Origin of the sequence: Trinickia caryophylli, assembly GCF_034424545.1 — a bacterium.
Lineage (GTDB): Bacteria > Pseudomonadota > Gammaproteobacteria > Burkholderiales > Burkholderiaceae > Trinickia > Trinickia caryophylli.
The window spans coordinates 2,716,417-2,733,984 of record NZ_CP139970.1; the positions used below are offsets into that span (position 1 = coordinate 2,716,417).

The following is a 17,568-nucleotide window of genomic DNA, read 5'->3' on the forward strand; positions in this document are numbered from 1 at the left end:
GTGAGGTTCCGGCCGACTGTATTTATTGGAGAAACACATGGCATCCGTGAACAAGGTCATTCTCGTCGGCAACCTCGGCGCCGATCCCGAAGTGCGCTACCTGCCGAGCGGAGACGCAATAGCGAACATCCGCCTCGCGACGACTGACCGGTACAAGGACAAGACGTCTGGCGAATTCAAGGAAGCGACCGAATGGCACCGCGTGGTGTTCTTTGGCCGGCTCGCCGAAATCGTCAACGAGTATCTGAAGAAAGGCTCGTCGGTTTATGTCGAAGGCCGCCTGCGCACGCGCAAGTGGCAGGGGCAGGATGGGCAGGATCGGTACTCCACCGAGATCGTGGCCGATCAGATGCAGATGCTCGGCGGCCGCGGCGGTTCGGGCGGCGGCGGCGGTATGGGCGATGACGGTGGGTATAGCCGTGGCGAGCCGATGGAACGCGGTGGTGGTGGCGGTGGCCGCGCGGCGGGCGGTGGCGCGCGGAGTGGCGGCGGCGGTGGTTCGAGCCGTCCGAGTGCGCCGGCCGGCGGTGGGCTCGATGAGATGGATGACGATATTCCGTTCTAAAACAGAAAAAGAGTATTTTTTGTTGATAAGCGCCCGCTTTCCCTCGTGAAGGCGGGCTTTTTCTTTACCCACATGTGTTCTCCAACGCCGTCTGATGGTGGCCCGGCTTTGACGACACTCGAACCGACTGGCTCGCAAGGACTGCCCATGCGCAGAAAAACACCGAGTCGATCGTACAACCTCGGTTGTTTTTTATACAACGCAGCGAAGGGCCGTATTCACCGGTCCTTCCGTCATTGACTTCTAAATCCTGGCATTGCGCAGCCGCAGCGCGTTCGAGATGACCGAAGCGGAACTCAGGCTCATCGCCAGCGCCGCGATCATCGGCGAAAGCAGCAGACCGGTGACGGGGTAAAGCACTCCAGCCGCGAGCGGCACGCCGAGCGCGTTATAGACAAACGCAAAACCCAGGTTCTGCTTCATATTCGCGACGGTCGCTTCCGACAGCTCGCGAGCACGTGCGATACCCCGCAAGTCCCCCTTCACGAGCGTGATTTGCGCGCTGCTCATGGCGACGTCCGTGCCCGTGCCCATGGCAACCCCCACGTCCGCCTTCGCAAGCGCGGGTGCATCGTTGATACCGTCGCCCGCCATGGCCACGACATGCCGCGCTTCCTGGAGCTTCGTCACCAAGTCGAGTTTGTCGGCCGGCTTGACCTCGCCATGAAATTCGTCAACGCCGAGTTTCTCGGCGACAGCCTTGGCCGTCACCACACCGTCGCCCGTTGCCATCACCACACGAATGCCGTTTTCCTTCAACGTTGCAAGCGCTTCGGGCGTGGTGCCTTTGATCGGATCCGCGACAGCCAGCAGTCCGGCCAGGTGCCCTTCCACCGCCAGGTACATGACGCTCGCGCCCTGTGCCCGCATGCCATCCGCTTCCTGGGCGAGCGACTCCACCGATACGGAATCTGCCTGCATCAACGCCGTGTTGCCCAATGCCAATCGGCGGCCGGCAATAGTCCCTCGCACTCCGATGCCGGTCGCGGATTCAAAGTTCTCGGTACGATCCAGCGGCAGATTCTTCTTTTTGGCCGCCGCGACAATGGCTGCAGCAAGCGGATGCTCGCTGCCCTGGTCCAGCGTGGCCGCGAGGCGGAGCACTTCGTCCGCCGTATAACCGTTGGCGCCCACCGCGCGCTCGAAGGCCGGGTGGCCTTCGGTCAACGTTCCCGTCTTGTCGACGATCAATACGTCGACCTTGCGCAGATTTTCGATGGCTGCGGCATCGCGAAAGAGCACGCCGTTCGATGCACCCTTCCCACTGGCGACCATGATGGACATCGGTGTCGCAAGGCCGAGCGCGCAAGGGCACGCGATAATGAGCACGGCCACGGCATTGATGAGGCCGAACACCCAACTCGGCTCGGGCCCGAACGTCCCCCACACCGCGAAGGTCAGTAGCGCGATGCCGACGACGACAACGACGAACACGCCCGCCACTTTGTCGGCCATACGCTGCATCGGCGCTCTGGAGCGCTGTGCCTGCGCAACCATCTGAACGATCTGCGCCAGCACGGTCTGCGATCCAACTCTTTCCGACCGGATGATCAAACTGCCGGTCGCATTCATCGTCGCGCCGATGACATGGTCGCCAACGCGTTTCGTCACGGGAATGGGCTCCCCGGTAATCATGGACTCGTCGAGCGAACTGGAGCCATCGGTCACGACGCCATCCACGGGGACTTTCTCGCCGGGCCGGACTCGAAGCAGCTCGCCCTCGTGCACATGAGACAGCGGAACATCCTCCTCGGAACCATCCGGATTGATCCGTCGCGCGGTTTTCGGCGCGAGCCCCAATAGCGCTTTGATCGCAGCGGAAGTTTCCGAACGCGCCTTCAGTTCGAGCAGTTGCCCAAGCAACGTCAGCGAAATGATGACAGCCGCCGCTTCGAAATAGACGCTCACCCGACCGTGCGCGCTGTACGTCTGCGGAAACGCGCCCGGGTAGACCGTGGCAACGACGCTATACAGGTAGGCGGCACCCGTGCCGAGCCCGATCAGCGTCCACATGTTCGGGCTGCGGTTCAGAAAAGAGCGTACGCACCGCTCGAAAAACGGAAACCCCGCCCAGAGGACCACGGGTGTCGAGAGGGCTAACTCGATCCAACTCTCCGTCGATGCCGGCATCAGTTCGATGCGATGACTGAACATTGCCAGTACGAACACAATGGCTGTGAGCGGCAGCGTCCACCAGAACCGGCGCCGAAAATCGACGAGCTCCGGGTTCTCGCCTTCATCGACGCTGGGCAGCATCGGCTCCAGGGTCATCCCGCACTTGGGGCATTGACCGGGGTGGTCCTGCCGTATCTCCGGGTGCATCGGGCACGTATAAATGGTTCCGGCCGGCCCGGGAGGCGCCGAATCGCGAGACCGGTGGTCATGCCCCTCGTGCTCCCCGTGCTCCCCGTGCCCTCCGTGCGGGCCCGCGCCATGTGCATGGGACGCGCTCGACGGCGAATGCCCGCGCGCCCGCTCGTGATGCGCCCCGCCTTTGCTGTCTTCATCGCTCATTTTGACGCTCCTTGGCAATCACGGCTGGCCCGTTCCGAGTATCGCAGGGCTCGTCGCTCGAGGGTTGATTCCGCAGCGGCACTTTCGTACCGGACCGAACCGCGTTGGACATGACGGCATCGCAAGCCTGTTTCGCGCGGCGGCGCTGCAGCACGAACCAGGCGGCGGGAATGACGAACATGGAGAGCAGTGGCGCGGTCACCATGCCGCCGACCATGGGCGCCGCGATACGCTGCATGACTTCCGAGCCGGCGCCGTGCCCGATCATGATAGGAATCAGGCCGGCCAGGACCACGGCGACCGTCATTGCCTTGGGCCGTACGCGCTGCACGGCGCCTTCACGGATCGCGTCGAGCAGCAATGCCTCGGTGAACGGCTCTCCTGCCTCCAGCCGCTTGTTCAGCGCACCCTTCAGGTAAAGCAGCATGACGACGCCGAATTCGGCGGCCACGCCGGCAAGCGCAATGAACCCCACCGATGTCGCGACAGACACTGCGTGCCCCAGCGCCCAAATGAGCCAGAATCCGCCAACGAGCGCAAACGGCACGGTCGACATCAGCAGCAACGCGTCCGCTGCGGAGTTGAACGTCAGGAAGAGCAGCACGAAGATGACGGCGAGCGTCACCGGAATGACCGTTCGAAGCTTCGCCGCCGCTCGCTCGAGATATTCGAATTGTCCGGACCACGCGATCGAATAGCCAGGAGGGAGCTTGACCTGCTGCGCTACGGCTTTTTGCATCGCCTGTACGGCGGAGCTCAGGTCCGTGTTCCGGATATCGACGTACACATAGCCGGAGAGCCGCGCGCTTTCGCTGCGAATCATCGGTGGGCCGTCGGCAATCGCGATGCGTGCAACGTCGCCGAGCAGGATTTGCGCGCCACGGTCCGTGACGACGGGCAGTTGCCGAAGCCGCTCGAGCGAGTCCCTTGTTTCGCGCGGATAGCGGATGCTGATAGGAAAGCGCTCCCGCCCGGCAATCACCTCGCCGACGTTCTCTCCGCCGATAGCCGACGATACGACCGACTGCACGTCCGCAACCGAAAGGCCATACCGCGCGGCGGCGAGCCGGTCGATGTCGACGTCGATATATCGGCCCCCATTCAGTCGCTCGGCCAGTGCGGACGTCACGCCAGGCACGCCCTTCACCACGGCTTCCACCTGGGTCGCGATGCCGTCGATCTGCTTGATGTCCGGGCCCGAAATCTTGACCCCGACCGGTGTCTTGATGCCGGTGGAGAGCATGTCGAGGCGATTCCGGATAGGTGGCACCCAGACGTTCGACAGCCCCGGCACCTTGACGGTCCGGTCCAGTTCGTCCACGAGTTTCTCCGGTGTCATGCCGGGTCGCCACTGGCTGCGCGGCTTGAACTGTATCGTCGTCTCGAACATCTCGAGCGGTGCGGGATCGGTTGCGGTATCGGCGCGACCGGACTTGCCGAATACGGTCGCCACCTCGGGCACGGTCTTGATGAGCCGGTCGGTCTGCTGCAGCAATTCGGATGCCTTTTCCGCGGAAATACCGGGCAGGGCGGTGGGCATATACAGCAGGTCGCCCTCGTCGAGCGGCGGCAGGAACTCACCTCCGAGCCGGGAGATCGGAAGCGCGGTGACCACCAAGACCACGCCGGCCAGGGCGATGGCGAGCCATGGGCGCCGCAGCGTGAGCTCGAGAAGCGGCTTGTACAGGCGGATCAGCACGCGGTTGATGGGATTGGCGTTTTCGGGCGGAATGCGCCCACGGATGAGATAGCCCATCAGCACCGGTACGAGCGTCACGGAAAGGCCGGCGGCCGCGGCGATCGTATAGGTCTTCGTAAAGGCGAGCGGCGAAAAGAGCTTGCCTTCCTGTCCTTCGAGCGAGAAGACGGGAATGAACGAGAGCGTGATGATGAGCAGCGAGAAGAACAGCGCCGGGCCGACTTCCGCGGCAGAGGTTGCGACAAGCGTCCAACGGCGCGCCGTCGACATCGGCGTATCCGGATGCTCATGCTCATAGGCCTCCAGATGCTTGTGCGTGTTTTCGATCATGACAATCGCCGCGTCGACCATCGCGCCGATCGCGATCGCGATGCCGCCAAGCGACATGAGATTCGCGTTCACCCCTTGATAACGCATGACGATGAACGCAGCCAGCACACCGATCGGCAGTGACAGGATGGCGACGAACGCGCTGCGCAGATGGAACAGGAACACGGCGCAGACGAGCCCGACGATGATGAACTCTTCGATGAGTTTGTCTTTGAGGTTGTCGACTGCGCGTTCGATCAGTTGCGAGCGGTCGTAGGTCGTGACGATCTCGACACCAGCCGGCAGTGACCGCTTCAATTCCGCGAGCTTCGCCTTCACCGCACCGATGGTGGTCAGCGCATTCTTGCCCGAGCGCATGACGATGACGCCACCGGCCACCTCGCCTTCGCCATTCAATTCCGCGATGCCGCGGCGCATATCGGGGCCGATCTGGATGCGCGCGAGGTCGCCCAGCAGCACCGGCGTGCCTGCGTCGTTCGTTCGGATGACGACATGACGGAAGTCGTCGAGCGAGCGCAGGTAGCCGGACGAGCGAACCATGTACTCCGATTCGGCCAGTTCGACGACCGAACCGCCGGACTCCTGATTCGCCTTGCCGAGCGCATCGGCCACCATCGATCGGGTGATGCCATAGGCGCGCAGCCTGTCCGGGTCGAGCACGACCTGATATTGACGCACCATCCCGCCGATGCTGGCGACTTCGGCGACATCGGGCACCGACTTCAGCTCGAACTTGAGGAACCAGTCGTTGAGCGCACGCAACTGCCCGAGGTCGTGCTTGCCGCTCCTGTCGACCAACGCATACTCGTACACCCAGCCGACGCCCGTCGCATCGGGGCCGAGTGAAACCGTTGCGCCCTGCGGCAGGCGGCTTTGCACCTGATTCAGGTACTCCAGCACGCGCGAGCGCGCCCAGTACTGATCGGTTTTGTCGTCGAACAGCACGTAGACGAATGCATCGCCGAACGACGAGTATGCGCGAATGGTCTTCGCGCCCGGCACGCCGAGCAGTGTCGTGGTCAGCGGATATGTGACCTGATCCTCGATGACCTGCGGTGCCTTGCCCGGGTACGACGCCTTGATGATGACCTGCGTATCGGACAGATCCGGCAAGGCATCGAGCGGCGTTTGCTCGAGCGAGTACGCACCCCATGCGGTGACGAGCACCGTCGCGAGCAGCACGAGCAACCGGTTGTGGATGGACCAGCGTATGAGACGCGCGATCATTGGGCGCCTCCGAGCGGTTCGACCTTCGTCAACTGGTAGCCGTCGTCCGCTTGCTCGAAGACGAAGTGCGCGGTCTGTCCGACCTTCACCCCGGGGAACGCGCTCGCGGCGGGCTTGTTGAATGTCATCGTCATCGCGCCCCATCCGAGCGCCGGCACAGGCTGATGCGAGAATGTGATGTCCGTTGCGGTTACATTCTCGACCTTGCCGGTGGTCTCATACGATTGTGCGGTGGTGGCGGCCACCGCTGTGCCGGATGCCGGCGTCGCCGCGTTCGCGCCGGCGTTTGCTTCCAACCGGGGCAGCACCGACTTCAGGCTCGCTTCCGAATCGATGAGGAACTGGCCCGAGGCGACGACCGTATCGCCTTCGTTCAGTCCGCTCAGCACTTCGGTGTCGTTGCCGACATCGAGGCCAACGGTGACCGAAGCCGGCTGCAGGCGGCCGTCGCGGTTTTTCACGATGACGACCGAGCGTTTGCCGGTGGTGATGACCGCTTCGGCGGGCACGAGCAGGCGCGGCGCGTTCTTCTGGCCGGCGACCCGTACTCGCATCAACATGCCCGGGGTCAGTCTCAGCGACGTATTGTCGATTTCGAGGCGTGCCTGAAGCGTGCGGCTGCTTGTGCTGATGCCCGGCAGAATTTCGCGGATGTGCCCGGTGAAGCGCTGGGTGGGGTCGCCCGCGAATGTCGCCTCGACGGCCACGCCGGGCTGCACGTTCAGCGCGAGTGCCTCCGGAATCTCGACGATCAGCCAGAGTGTCGAGAGCCCGGCGATCTTCGCGAGCGTTTGCCCCGGCGTCACCATCGCGCCGTCGCGAACGTTGAGCTCGCTGACGACGCCCGTTTCCGGCGACGACAAGACGACGTGGGTTTGCGCTTTCCCGCTTCTATCGAGGCTTGCGATGATGCCCTCCGGAATCGACAGCGCCCGCATGCGGGCGCGCGACGCGTCGAGCAGGCTGCGGCTCATTGCGTCGCGCTTGAGCGCCAGATATTCTTCCTGCGGGGCCAGCCAGTCCGGGACGAACAGCGACGCGATCGGCGCGCCCTTGGCAATGCGCTGCATCGGCGCACTGGCATACAGACGCTCGATATAGCCCGTGACGCGCGACTGAACGACGTCCGAGCGCGATTCGTCGAACTGCGTGGTGCCCACGGCGTCGAATCCGCCCGCCGTGTCCTGCCGGCGAACCGTGGCATAACGAATGCCGAGATTTTGCTGCAGGCCCGCGTCGATCCTGATACCGGACGAACCGCCGCCTTCATCAGCATAGACGGGTTCGAGCGGCATGTTCATGAACGGCGACTTGCCGGGCTTGTCGAAGTGCTGGCCCGGCATCATCGGGTCGTGCCAGTACAGTACCTTCCGGCCCGTCTTCGGGTCGATCCGGTTGCCCGGAGCGGTGCTGGCGGCCGGAGCCGCGGCGGTAGCGGCGGGCATGTGGCGCATGCCGGCAATATAGCCCGCCGCGAGCAGCGCCGCGCCGGCGAACACAGCCAGAATGGCGCGCGCGAGTGGTTTCTTCGTCATATTGTTCTCCTTCACAGCGCTGCCGCCATCGTGGGCGGCACGACCTGATATTCGAGCTGCGCCCAGGTTTGGGACACCTCGCGCTTCAGGTCGAGCACCTGGATCTGTGCCTCGATCTGTGCGCGTCGGGTGGAAAATGTGTCCGCGAGCGAGCCGGTCCCGGCTCGGTATGCCGCATCGGCGAGCTGCACGCGCTGGTCGGCAGCGGGCAGAAAAGACTGGCTCAGGTTGGCGATGCGCGCCCGGCCGCTCGCCAGCGTGGCGGACTCGGCGCGGATTTCGGCCTGGACCTGCCGCAGCGTGTCCTCGTACATCAGCCGGGCCTTCGCTGCGAGTTCGGCTTTCTCGGCGACGTCACGGTCCTGACGATTCTTTCGATTCAACGGCAGCGGGATGGTGACACCCACCGACACCATGTTCGAATACGCACCGCCGCGCTGCTGGTAGGCGAGCTCCCACGTCCAGTTGGGGCGCCGTTCGCTGCTCGCCACCGCCGTATCGGCTTCGGCAACCGCTATTTCGTCGGCAGCGGCCACGAGCGTCGGCTGCGAAATACGCAATTCGTCCGGCGGCAGGGACGACACGAACGATTCCGGCGCGGGCGGCTCGCCCGTTACGTCGGACACCGGCACCGCCGTCCACCGTGACAGACCGATGAGTGCGGTCTGATAGGTCTGCTGCGCCTTGAGAACCTGGTCTTCCGTCTGCGCCAGCATTGCTTGCGCCTGCACCACGTCGGCCGCGCTCGTCTTCGCCCCGCGGTACGACGCTTTCGTTACCGCCAGTTCGTGGCGCATGTGATCGAGCAATGCCTGCCGAAGTCCGAGCGCCTGCTTCGCGTAGGTGGCCTCGAGCCAGGCTGTCGCGGTCTGCTGGCGGACATTGGCGAGCTGCACCAGATAGCCGGCGCGCTCGCGCCTGACGACTTCGCTCGCCAGCGCGGAGCGAAGCTGCCGCTTTTCGCCGGAGACCCACTCCTGCGCGATGCCGATGCGCCGCATCGTCATGAAGTCCTGGCCCACGGTGAAGCGCTGCGGCCCGTTCACCGGCAGGTTGTCGATGCCGGCTTTCAGCATCGGGTCCGGCAGTTGTCCGGCCCTGACGGCCGCTTCCGAGCTGGCCCGTACCGAGGCCTGCGCGGCCAGCATCGACGCCGAGTGGTCACTGGCCGACTGCAAAGCGGCGTCGAGCGTGAACGGCGCTTGCTGCGCGTGCACGACGCCCGCGGCAAGCAGCGCGGCAACGATCATGTGCACGCGCGGAGGAACACGCCGACGCGGCGGCGTGCGAAAAAAGAGTTGCATGTTCTAACCCCAACGGCGAAATCCATAGGGATTTCACGTCCTGGCATAGGACGAACCTCACCGCATTCGCGGTGAACCTGTCAGCGTGGGATCAGATGAGGCGCGGAGGTCGCCACAACCCGTTCGGGTCGCGGATCGGCAGATATTCGGCGTAGTGGAAGACGACCGGATGGGCGAGCGATGCGGGGCGGCTGACGGCGGTGCCGGCCGTTGGATGGTAGAGGCTGCCGAACTCGCATTGAGTGGTGACCTTGCAGTACACACCCTTTGCCTTTGCTTTTGCCTTGGCTGCCGACGACGGTTTCATCGAGTCGCAGCCCGGCATGCCCGCCGACGTGCCCGAATCCGCATCCAGGGACATCGATTGTTGCATCGGGCACTCGCCAGCCAGCCCGCTCGCCGCCAGCCCTGTGATGGGCAGCGCTGCGCAAAGCAGTAGCAGGATGACGGTCCGGAGCAGCTTCATGGTCCGCATTATAGTCTTCCGACGGGCTTGGCCGGCTTGTGGCGTTATTGCCGCGATCGATGGCCGCATCGCGCCAGGCCGTAAAAAAGAGCCCGGCTATCCAAGCCGGGCCGACAAAGCGATGGTCCGCTCGCTGACCACTTGCACATCAATGAGACAGACCATCCGCGTGGATACACTGCATCGAACGAATCACGTCGCGCCCGGCAACGGGCTGGAAACGAGCACCGCGGCGACCATCAAAACGCCAAGCAAGATCAGCGATTCGACGTGGAGTACGGCGCCGAAGCGCCGAAGCGGCACGATAGGCACTGCTTTCGCAGGGTTCTTCAGCGCGGACAACAGCGCCGGCATTTCGAAGAAACGGTTGTGCCCGCCGAGCGCCGCGGCGACGAGCACGAGCGCGAGCTTCAGCAGCAGGATCTGTCCGTATGTCGACTCCCACAGGTTCAACGGCGTGTTGACGCCTCGCCAGCCGTTGTATGCCCCGGTGCTGAAGAGGATGACCAGGGCGTACGTCGACGCGTCGGAGAGCGATTGCACGAACGACGCGCTGGTCTGGCGTTCGTTCCCGGGCGCATCGACGAGGCGCGGCATGACGATGTAAGTCGTCACCAGAACGAGTCCCACCCACGCGCTGATGGCGAGCAGATGCAACCAGTCCACCCATACGGGCAGGCTGAACAGGCCGCTATCGACGGGATGGCCGCCGTTGCTGCGCGCCAGCGCCACGCCGGCGAGCGCCATCCAGATCCCATAAGGGAAGCGGGTTGCGCTGCCCGAGCGCAGGCATGCCAACACGACGATGCAAAGCGTGAAAAACGCACCGACCAGCCAGGCGTGTCCGAAGCCGGTTCCGGCAAGCATCGACGATACGGCTGGCCAGGCCTCGAGCAACGTCGAATCGCTCATCAACGCGCAATGTGCCCAGAACGACAACGCACTCGCCAGCAGCGAAAGAGCGGATGCCGTCCGAAGTACGACAACGAGCTTTCGGCCAACCTGGTCTTGCCAGGCGGATTGGCCGCGCGCGAGCCACTGGCTGCCGAGGAGCGTGCCGACGATCACGGCGAAGCCCACGTTCTGGATTGCCACGGAGATCAGGCGCAGGATGCCCAGGAACCCCTCGTTCATTCACTTCACCTTGAACGTGTACGTACCCTTGGTCTTATGCGCGTCTGCCGTCATGACGGCCCACTGAACCGTATACGCGCCGGACGCGAGCTTCGGCAGGGGCAGCGCCATGACGCGCGGATTGCTCGCGTCGATCTTTGCCTTTTCCCGGGTCACCGGCGCCCCCGCGGCATCCGCGATTTTCACCGAGCTGAAAGTCGGCTCGAGATCTTCGTTGAAGGTGAGTCGCACGGCATCGGGCGCGACGTCCATCGTGGCGCCCGACGCGGGCGCCGCGCTTTCGAGTTTGCCGTGCGCAAGCGCCGCGATGGGCGCGCATGCCGTGGCGGCGGCGAGCGCCAGCCCGGCGAAGTGTCTGAGAGTCAAAGTCTTCATGGTTTCGTTCGTCCCGGGAGAGGGTGGGGACCCAGGGCCTGCGTCCCCATCGGATGCCGTCACTGCTTTTGCAGCTCGACGACGGTCAACGCGCCGTTCACTTCTTCGGCGACGAAGTCGATCTTGTCGCCGACCTTCACCTGCGACAGCATGCCGGGATTCTTCACCTTGAACACCATCGTCATGGCATCCATGCCGAGGTTTTCGAGCGGACCGTGCTTGATGGTCAGCTTGCCGGCGGTGGTGTCGACTTTCCTGATTTCGCCGTGCGACATGCCGTTCTTCGCATCGGCGGTTTGCTTTGCGCTGCCGCTCATGTCCATGTGGCTCATGTTCATATGGCCCATATCGCCCATATCGCCCATATCGCCGGCCGCGTACGCCGCGGCGGACAGCGCGAGCGCGCCGCCCATGGCAATCGAGAACACTGCTTTCTTCATCTGCTTACTCCTGAGTTGACGTGATGAAATCGATGGTCGCGCGGGGAGTCGACCTTGCTGTGTCGGTCAGCGCTCCGGCAGTTCGCCGGTATATTCATAGGCGACGGTGCTCTTGGGATGCCTGAACCAGCCCGGGTCGCGGTAGTCGTTGCGCGCGAGCCCCTGTCGGACCTTGACGACGGTGAACATGCCGCCCATTTCCAGCGGGCCGAAAGGCCCGGTGCCCGTCATCATCGGCAGCGTGTTGTCAGGCAAAGGCATCTCCATCTCGCCCATCGCGCCCCCGGTGCTGCCCATGGCCATGTAGTCCGGTACCAGCTTGCCGATGCGTTTGGCCAGGTCCTTCTGCGGCACGCCGATCATGTTCGGCACGCTGTGCCCCATCGCGTTCATCGTGTGGTGCGACTTGTGGCAATGAAACGCCCAGTCTCCCGGCCGGTCCGCGGTGAACTCGATTGCGCGCATCTGGCCGACGGCGACATCCGTCGTCACCTCGGGCCAGCGAGCGGCCGGCGGAACCCAGCCTCCGTCCGTGCCGGCCACCTCGAAGCTGTACCCGTGCAGATGAATCGGATGGTTCGTCATCGTGAGATTGCCGAACCGGATGCGCACGCGATCGCCCGCCCGCACCGGCAGCGGATCGATACCCGGAAACACGCGGGAGTTGAACGTCCACATGTTGAAGTCCGTCATTTCGTTCACACGCGGCGTGAAGCTGCCAGGATCGATGTCGTAGGCGGCCAGCAGGAATACGAAATCGCGGTCGACCGGCATTACGCCGCGGTCTTTCGGGTGCACGACGAACGCGCCCATCATGCCCATCGCCATCTGCACCATTTCGTCGGCGTGCGGGTGATACATGAACGTGCCGTGCTTTTCGAGCAGGAACTCGTAGACAAACGTCTTGCCGGGCGGGATCTGGGGTTGCGTCAGCCCGCCGACGCCATCCATGCCGTTGGGCAGCAGCATCCCGTGCCAGTGGATCGTCGTGTGCTCGGGCAGCTTGTTCGTCACGAAAATGCGAACCTTGTCGCCTTCGACGGCCTCGATCGTCGGACCCGGCGATTGCCCGTTATAGCCCCACAGATTCGCTTTCATGCCGGGCGCCATTTCGCGCACCACGGGTTCGGCCGTCAGGTGAAACTCCTTCCAGCCATTTTTCATCCGCCATGGCAACGTCCAGCCGTTCAGCGTGGCGACTGGCGTATAGGGGCGGCCGTTGGGCGGCACGAGCGGCGGCTGCATCGCCGCGTTCGTCATGGTCGGGGCTTCGGGCAGCGCAGCGGCGCCGGCCTTGCTGACCATCGCCGCACCGAGGATTGCAGCCCCCGAGCCGCTCAGGAATTGTCGACGAGACACCATGTTATTGATCTTCCGAATGCGTGACGGGTGCCGGCCGTGCCGAAGGGGCAGGCGCCGGCTGCGTTGACTGAGCGGGGCGGGGTTCCGCCGGGCGTGCCGCGCCCGCAGGCGTGGCCGGCGTCGGGCCGGCCTCGGTTTGCGGCAGACGCCCGCCCAACGCTTGCTCGAGATCGGTTTCCGCCAGCCAGTAATCCTTCAGCGAATCGATATAGCTGTTGACCGCGCCCGCCTGCTCGCGCGAATCGGCAAGCAGTTCGAAGACACTGGCCAGCATGCCGTTGTAGCGAAGCAAGGTTTCGTCCGAGATCGTCTTGCGAAGCGGCACGACTTCGTCCCGATAGTGCTTTGCAACGTCGTAACCGGTCACGTACGCCGAATACGATTCGCGTACCTCCGAGCGCGCATCGATCGCCGTCTGGGCGAGCCGGTTGGCCGATTGCATGTAGATGGCCTCGGCGCGCGCGACCTTGGCGCTGCCGAAATCGAAAATCGGGATTTCGACACTGATTTCGTAGCCGTGCTCGTGTCCCTTATCGGTTTCGTAGTTGTTCTGGTAGCCGATATCGAGCGCGTTGACGAAGCGAGTGGCCTTGCTCAGCCCCAACGATGCGGCAACGCTTTGTGTCTGCAGTCTGGCCGCCTCGATATCGAGACGGTTGCTCATCGCGAACCGCTCGAGGTCCTTCAATTCGGGGCGCGCCTTCGGCAGGTCCGGCAGCCGCTCGGGAAGGGTGTACTGCGTATCGGCGCCCCATACGCCCATGGCCCGCGTCAGTTTCTCCCTCGCCGATAAGGCCTCATGGCGGGTCTTGGCCGCTTGGGCGATCGAGTCCGCGTAAAACGCCTGTTCGCGTGCGTAATCGAGCTTGCTGAAGTTTCCGGCCTGCCGCATGCGCGAGGCGAGTTCCGCGCTGGCGTCCGCCGAGTCTTTCACCTGGTCAGCATACCTGGCGGCCTGTGCGGCGGCCACTGCGTCGATGTATGCGCGACGCGCCTGCGCCGCCACGTTCAGCATGGCATCGGCTGTATCGAGCTTCGTTTGTTCGAAGCGCCGACGCTCGATGTTCGCCGCGAGCGGCAGCGTCAGAATGCCGAGCACGCTCGCCGAGAAGGTGCGGTCGATGCTCAGATCGCCATTGCCCGCTCGCGTGCGGCTGAATGTGAAACCCGGGTTCGGGAGCCGTCCGGCCTGCACCAGGTCGGCTTCGGAAAGTCCCAACTGCGCGTACGAGGCCTGCAGGCCCCGGTTGTTGAGCAGGGCGACCTGCACCGCGTCATCCATGGAAAGGGGCTTGGCAAGCAGTTCCTTCGTGCGCTTCGCCACGGCATCGCGGTCGGCATCGGTCTTGACGATCGCTGCCTCCTTGCCGAGCCGTTCCGTGGCCGCTGACGACACCGCACCGAACCCGCCGTCCTTCGAGAACGTGGTGCAGCCGACGAGCAACACCATGACGAGGATGCCGGCAGCTCCGCGCATGCAAACGAATCGCTGCATCATCGGTGAGTTTCTCCGTGCTGCGAATGGTTCGACTTGCCGCCGGCCGTTGGCTTGCTCATGGCGCCGTCATGGGGTGCGCCGCCCTTGAACGGCTTGTCCTGGACCGCTTGATTGAGTTCCTGCCAAGACCGGTTGCCGCTTTCGTCGTAGGGCCGGTAGCCATCGAAGGCCAGCGGAGCTGCGATCGCCGGGACGGGGCCTGTGGCGTCCGCCGGGTCGGGAGTCGTGGTGGTGGCATGCACGAGCGCCGGCCATGAAGCCGCCACGCCGAGCAATGCCGCAGAAATCAGTCGCATAGATGTTCTCGTCGTCGATCATCTGGCGGGTCGAGGCAGGACCGCCAGTACGAATGGCATATCGCGGGTTTAACCGCAGTGGAGCATTAGACGAGCGTGGAGCGGGGAGGCCGCTCGATGCCGCCGGTCAGAAAAGACACGACACCGGCGCAAGGCTGAGCGGACGTCGCGACGTGAGTGGCGTCCGAAGACACGACGATGATGGCGCCCACGGGCAACGCGGTGCCCAGGCAGCACGCCGAACACGCCGAACACGAATGCGCGTGATGACCGTGACAATCCGTTTGGCGAGGGGCGTCGACAGCGAGTGCGGGGTCGTATATGCGAAGATGATGTTCCGACCGATCGTGCTCGACATGCGCGGTTGCCGCCTCGCCGGCGTCAGCTTGCGCGGTAATGCATTTCATCGGGGCAGCCGTCGACGACTGAGCAGGCAAGCTCAGTGCCAACAGCACGACGATGAAGAGTTTGCGCCAATATGACATGGGTGCGGAGTCTGGCCGGGCAAGTCGACAGGATAAGATCGGAGGCGTGTCCGGCTGTAACCACCGGCGGTTTCGCCAGGGGCTAGATTATCGACCGATGCCTGACGGCGAGGTGGTTGGAAAATGACAAATTTTTCATCCACGGGCGCGATGTCGTCGCCTGAGTCCAGCTCCGGGGCTTCGTGAAAAAATTGTCATCCGGCCGTCATTTTTTGGGCGCTTCGGCGCACGTATGCTTACTGAGCCCCGATCGTTCCACTGGACTTTCATGCGGATACTCATAGTCGAAGACGAGCCGAAGATGGCGTCATATCTCCAGAAGGGGCTGACGGAGGCAAGCTATACGGTCGACCTCGCCGCAAACGGCAAGGACGGATTGTTTCTGGCACTGCACGAACACTTCGATCTGATCGTGCTCGATGTCATGCTGCCGCAATTGGACGGATTCGAGGTGCTCAAGCGCCTTCGGGCGGAAAAGCAGACGCCCGTTCTCCTGTTGACCGCGCGCGAGGCGATCGAGGACAAGGTGGCTGGTCTCGAACTCGGTGCCGACGACTATCTGCCGAAGCCGTTCGCCTATGCCGAGTTCCTCGCACGTATCCGGTCTTTGATGCGGCGCGCGCCGAGAAACATCCGGGACCGGCTCGCCATCGCCGATCTGGAGATCGACCTGCTCAAGCGGCGGGTACGCCGTGGCGACGATCGTATCGACTTGACCGCGCAGGAGTTCGCGTTGCTGCAACTCCTGGCCGAGCGCGAAGGCGAGGTTTTGACGCGCACGTTCATTACTTCTCAGATCTGGGACATGAACTTCGACAGCGATACGAACGTCGTCGACGCCGCGATCAAACGCCTGCGTGCCAAGATCGACAATCCGTATGATCGAAAACTGATTCACACCATCCGGGGGATGGGGTACGTCCTCGAGGATCGTTCATGACGGAAAAGGTGGCGCCTTATTCGCTGCTTACGCGCTTGACGCTCGCCTTTGCCCTTGTTGCCGGAACGGCGTTTGCGCTGACCGGTGCTTACCTGTATCGGTCTCTGTCCACCGAACTGCAACGGCGCGACGACATCGAGATCGCGGGCAAACTGAGCCAGTTCCTGCAGTTGGCCCGGGCAAGCGGCTCGACGCAGCGAATTCGCGCAACGCCAGCGGTGTTTCATGAGGTGCTTCTTTCGCATCCCGGCGTGTACCTGGGCATTGACGACGCGCACGACCGGTCGCTCGTCGAACACACGGCCGGGCCGGCCGTGTCGTTCAGCGCGATCTCGCCGCGCGGCCAGCCCGCTCGCGTTCCCTATACCTGCGAGCCGCCGGGAATAGGTCCGTCGCGCTGTATCGTCGCGAGCGACACGCTGCCGTCAGGAGAGGAGATCCGGATCGCGCTCGTGCGGACCGCGACTGACCGACAGTCGCTGCTCAAGAGCTATCGCGTCGACATCTGGTTTGCGGTTGCCGCGGGCGCGACATTGCTCGGCGGCTTGGGTTATGCGATCGCCCGCCGCGGACTGCGCCCGGTGGAAACCCTGGGCCGCCAGACATCGACCATCGAGGCACACAATCTGAGCGAGCGGCTCGACATACGCGGCGGACCGATCGAGCTGCGCGAACTCGCCTCGTCGGTCAACCGGATGTTGGATCGGCTCGAACGTGCATTCGTGCGCCTTTCCCAGTTTTCCTCCGACCTCGCCCACGATATGCGTACGCCGCTCGCGAACGTGATCAGTTCGTCACAGGTCACGTTGTCTCGGCCGCGGACGAGCGAGGAATATGAGGCGTTGATCGACTCGAACATCGAGGAATGCGAGCGCCTGCAGCGCATGATCGAGAACATGCTGTTCCTCGCGCGTACCGATAACGCGCAGCAACACCTGAAGCTGTCGGATCTCGACTCGCGGATCGAGCTGATGCGGTTGGCTTCGTATTTCCAAGCCATTGCCGACGAAAAGAACGTGGACATCGTGGTCCGCGGCGACGCGCGCGTATCCGCGGACGCCACGTTGTTTCGGCGGGCGCTCAGCAATCTCGTGTCGAATGCCATCGACCATGCGACGGCGGGGTCGACTGTCGTGCTGGGTGCTTTTCAGCCGGCCGGCTGCACCGCGATCGAGGTGACGAATAGCGGGCGGCCGATCGCGCCGGAGCACATCGATCGCATTTTTGAGCGCTTCTACCGCGTTGACGCCGCCCGGCATGGCTCATCCAGGAACGCCGGGCTGGGCCTCGCCATCGTCAAATCGATCATGGAACTGCACCGCGGAAGCGTCGATGTGGCGAGCAGCGACGCCGGCACCACTTTCACCCTCCGCTTTCCCGCTTCCGCGGGGACATGAG

At 63.8% G+C, this 17,568-nt stretch carries 14 protein-coding genes; 3 read left to right on the forward strand and 11 right to left on the reverse strand.

Annotation, left to right across the window (positions count from 1 at the left end; all coding sequences use genetic code 11):
• The first annotated feature begins 37 nt into the window (after positions 1–37).
• On the forward strand, positions 38–565 hold the full coding sequence (locus U0034_RS12245) for a single-stranded DNA-binding protein (RefSeq protein ID WP_085227872.1): 528 nt from the start codon (positions 38–40) through the stop codon (positions 563–565).
• Positions 566–808: 243 nt separating this feature from the next.
• Here the strand turns inward: U0034_RS12245 and U0034_RS12250 are convergent, their stop codons facing one another.
• The 11 genes from U0034_RS12250 to U0034_RS12300 form a co-directional block, all read right to left on the reverse strand.
• Positions 809–2,887 (reverse strand): copper-transporting P-type ATPase, encoded by a 2,079-nt coding sequence (locus tag U0034_RS12250; protein ID WP_102622980.1) that lies wholly within the window; start codon positions 2,885–2,887, stop codon positions 809–811.
• Between the two features lie 181 nt (positions 2,888–3,068).
• Complete coding sequence (locus tag U0034_RS12255; protein WP_085227874.1) at positions 3,069–6,335, reverse strand: efflux RND transporter permease subunit; 3,267 nt, start codon at positions 6,333–6,335, stop codon at positions 3,069–3,071.
• On the reverse strand, positions 6,332–7,870 hold the full coding sequence (locus U0034_RS12260; protein WP_085228106.1) for an efflux RND transporter periplasmic adaptor subunit: 1,539 nt from the start codon (positions 7,868–7,870) through the stop codon (positions 6,332–6,334). Before U0034_RS12260 ends, U0034_RS12255 begins: the two co-directional genes overlap by 4 nt.
• A gap of 11 nt (positions 7,871–7,881) precedes the next feature.
• Positions 7,882–9,174, reverse strand: a complete 1,293-nt coding sequence (locus U0034_RS12265) for a TolC family protein (RefSeq protein ID WP_085227875.1) — start codon at positions 9,172–9,174, stop codon at positions 7,882–7,884.
• A gap of 91 nt (positions 9,175–9,265) precedes the next feature.
• Positions 9,266–9,640, reverse strand: coding sequence for a hypothetical protein (locus U0034_RS12270; protein ID WP_085228107.1), 375 nt, complete (start codon positions 9,638–9,640; stop codon positions 9,266–9,268).
• Positions 9,641–9,832: 192 nt separating this feature from the next.
• Positions 9,833–10,774 (reverse strand): copper resistance D family protein, encoded by a 942-nt coding sequence (locus tag U0034_RS12275; protein ID WP_085227876.1) that lies wholly within the window; start codon positions 10,772–10,774, stop codon positions 9,833–9,835.
• Positions 10,775–11,149: a copper homeostasis periplasmic binding protein CopC gene (copC, locus tag U0034_RS12280; protein ID WP_085227877.1), complete on the reverse strand. Its 375-nt coding sequence runs from the start codon at positions 11,147–11,149 to the stop codon at positions 10,775–10,777.
• A 59-nt stretch (positions 11,150–11,208) separates the two neighbouring features.
• Complete coding sequence (locus U0034_RS12285; RefSeq protein ID WP_085227878.1) at positions 11,209–11,589, reverse strand: copper-binding protein; 381 nt, start codon at positions 11,587–11,589, stop codon at positions 11,209–11,211.
• A gap of 66 nt (positions 11,590–11,655) precedes the next feature.
• Positions 11,656–12,951, reverse strand: coding sequence for a copper oxidase (locus U0034_RS12290; protein WP_085227879.1), 1,296 nt, complete (start codon positions 12,949–12,951; stop codon positions 11,656–11,658).
• A gap of 1 nt (position 12,952) precedes the next feature.
• Positions 12,953–14,449: a TolC family protein gene (locus U0034_RS12295; RefSeq protein ID WP_085227880.1), complete on the reverse strand. Its 1,497-nt coding sequence runs from the start codon at positions 14,447–14,449 to the stop codon at positions 12,953–12,955.
• Entirely contained in the window at positions 14,446–14,745 is a 300-nt protein-coding gene (locus U0034_RS12300) for a hypothetical protein (protein ID WP_085227881.1), read from the reverse strand. The genes U0034_RS12295 and U0034_RS12300 overlap by 4 nt, the downstream gene beginning before the upstream one ends.
• Before the next feature lie 753 nt (positions 14,746–15,498).
• Between U0034_RS12300 and U0034_RS12305 the strand changes: the two genes are divergently transcribed.
• Positions 15,499–16,170 (forward strand): heavy metal response regulator transcription factor, encoded by a 672-nt coding sequence (locus tag U0034_RS12305; RefSeq protein ID WP_085227883.1) that lies wholly within the window; start codon positions 15,499–15,501, stop codon positions 16,168–16,170.
• The gene (locus tag U0034_RS12310) at positions 16,167–17,567 is read left to right on the forward strand and encodes a heavy metal sensor histidine kinase (RefSeq protein ID WP_085227884.1); all 1,401 of its coding nucleotides are present in this window, start codon (positions 16,167–16,169) and stop codon (positions 17,565–17,567) included. The genes U0034_RS12305 and U0034_RS12310 overlap by 4 nt, the downstream gene beginning before the upstream one ends.
• Position 17,568: the final 1 nt, after the last annotated feature.

Excerpts from the sequence above, each read along its gene's own strand:
- U0034_RS12245 (WP_085227872.1), top strand. The coding sequence starts at position 38 with ATGGCATCCGTGAACAAGGTCATTCTCGTCGGCAACCTCGGCGCCGAT.
- U0034_RS12310 (WP_085227884.1), top strand. The coding sequence starts at position 16,167 with ATGACGGAAAAGGTGGCGCCTTATTCGCTGCTTACGCGCTTGACGCTC.
- U0034_RS12285 (WP_085227878.1), bottom strand. The coding sequence starts at position 11,589 with ATGAAGAAAGCAGTGTTCTCGATTGCCATGGGCGGCGCGCTCGCGCTG.
- U0034_RS12250 (WP_102622980.1), bottom strand. The coding sequence starts at position 2,887 with ATGCACCCGGAGATACGGCAGGACCACCCCGGTCAATGCCCCAAGTGC.
- U0034_RS12305 (WP_085227883.1), top strand. The coding sequence starts at position 15,499 with ATGCGGATACTCATAGTCGAAGACGAGCCGAAGATGGCGTCATATCTC.
- U0034_RS12275 (WP_085227876.1), bottom strand. The coding sequence starts at position 10,774 with ATGAACGAGGGGTTCCTGGGCATCCTGCGCCTGATCTCCGTGGCAATC.
- U0034_RS12290 (WP_085227879.1), bottom strand. The coding sequence starts at position 12,951 with ATGGTGTCTCGTCGACAATTCCTGAGCGGCTCGGGGGCTGCAATCCTC.
- U0034_RS12255 (WP_085227874.1), bottom strand. The coding sequence starts at position 6,335 with ATGATCGCGCGTCTCATACGCTGGTCCATCCACAACCGGTTGCTCGTG.
- U0034_RS12265 (WP_085227875.1), bottom strand. The coding sequence starts at position 9,174 with ATGCAACTCTTTTTTCGCACGCCGCCGCGTCGGCGTGTTCCTCCGCGC.
- U0034_RS12300 (WP_085227881.1), bottom strand. The coding sequence starts at position 14,745 with ATGCGACTGATTTCTGCGGCATTGCTCGGCGTGGCGGCTTCATGGCCG.
- U0034_RS12295 (WP_085227880.1), bottom strand. The coding sequence starts at position 14,449 with ATGATGCAGCGATTCGTTTGCATGCGCGGAGCTGCCGGCATCCTCGTC.
- U0034_RS12270 (WP_085228107.1), bottom strand. The coding sequence starts at position 9,640 with ATGAAGCTGCTCCGGACCGTCATCCTGCTACTGCTTTGCGCAGCGCTG.
- copC (WP_085227877.1), bottom strand. The coding sequence starts at position 11,149 with ATGAAGACTTTGACTCTCAGACACTTCGCCGGGCTGGCGCTCGCCGCC.
- U0034_RS12260 (WP_085228106.1), bottom strand. The coding sequence starts at position 7,870 with ATGACGAAGAAACCACTCGCGCGCGCCATTCTGGCTGTGTTCGCCGGC.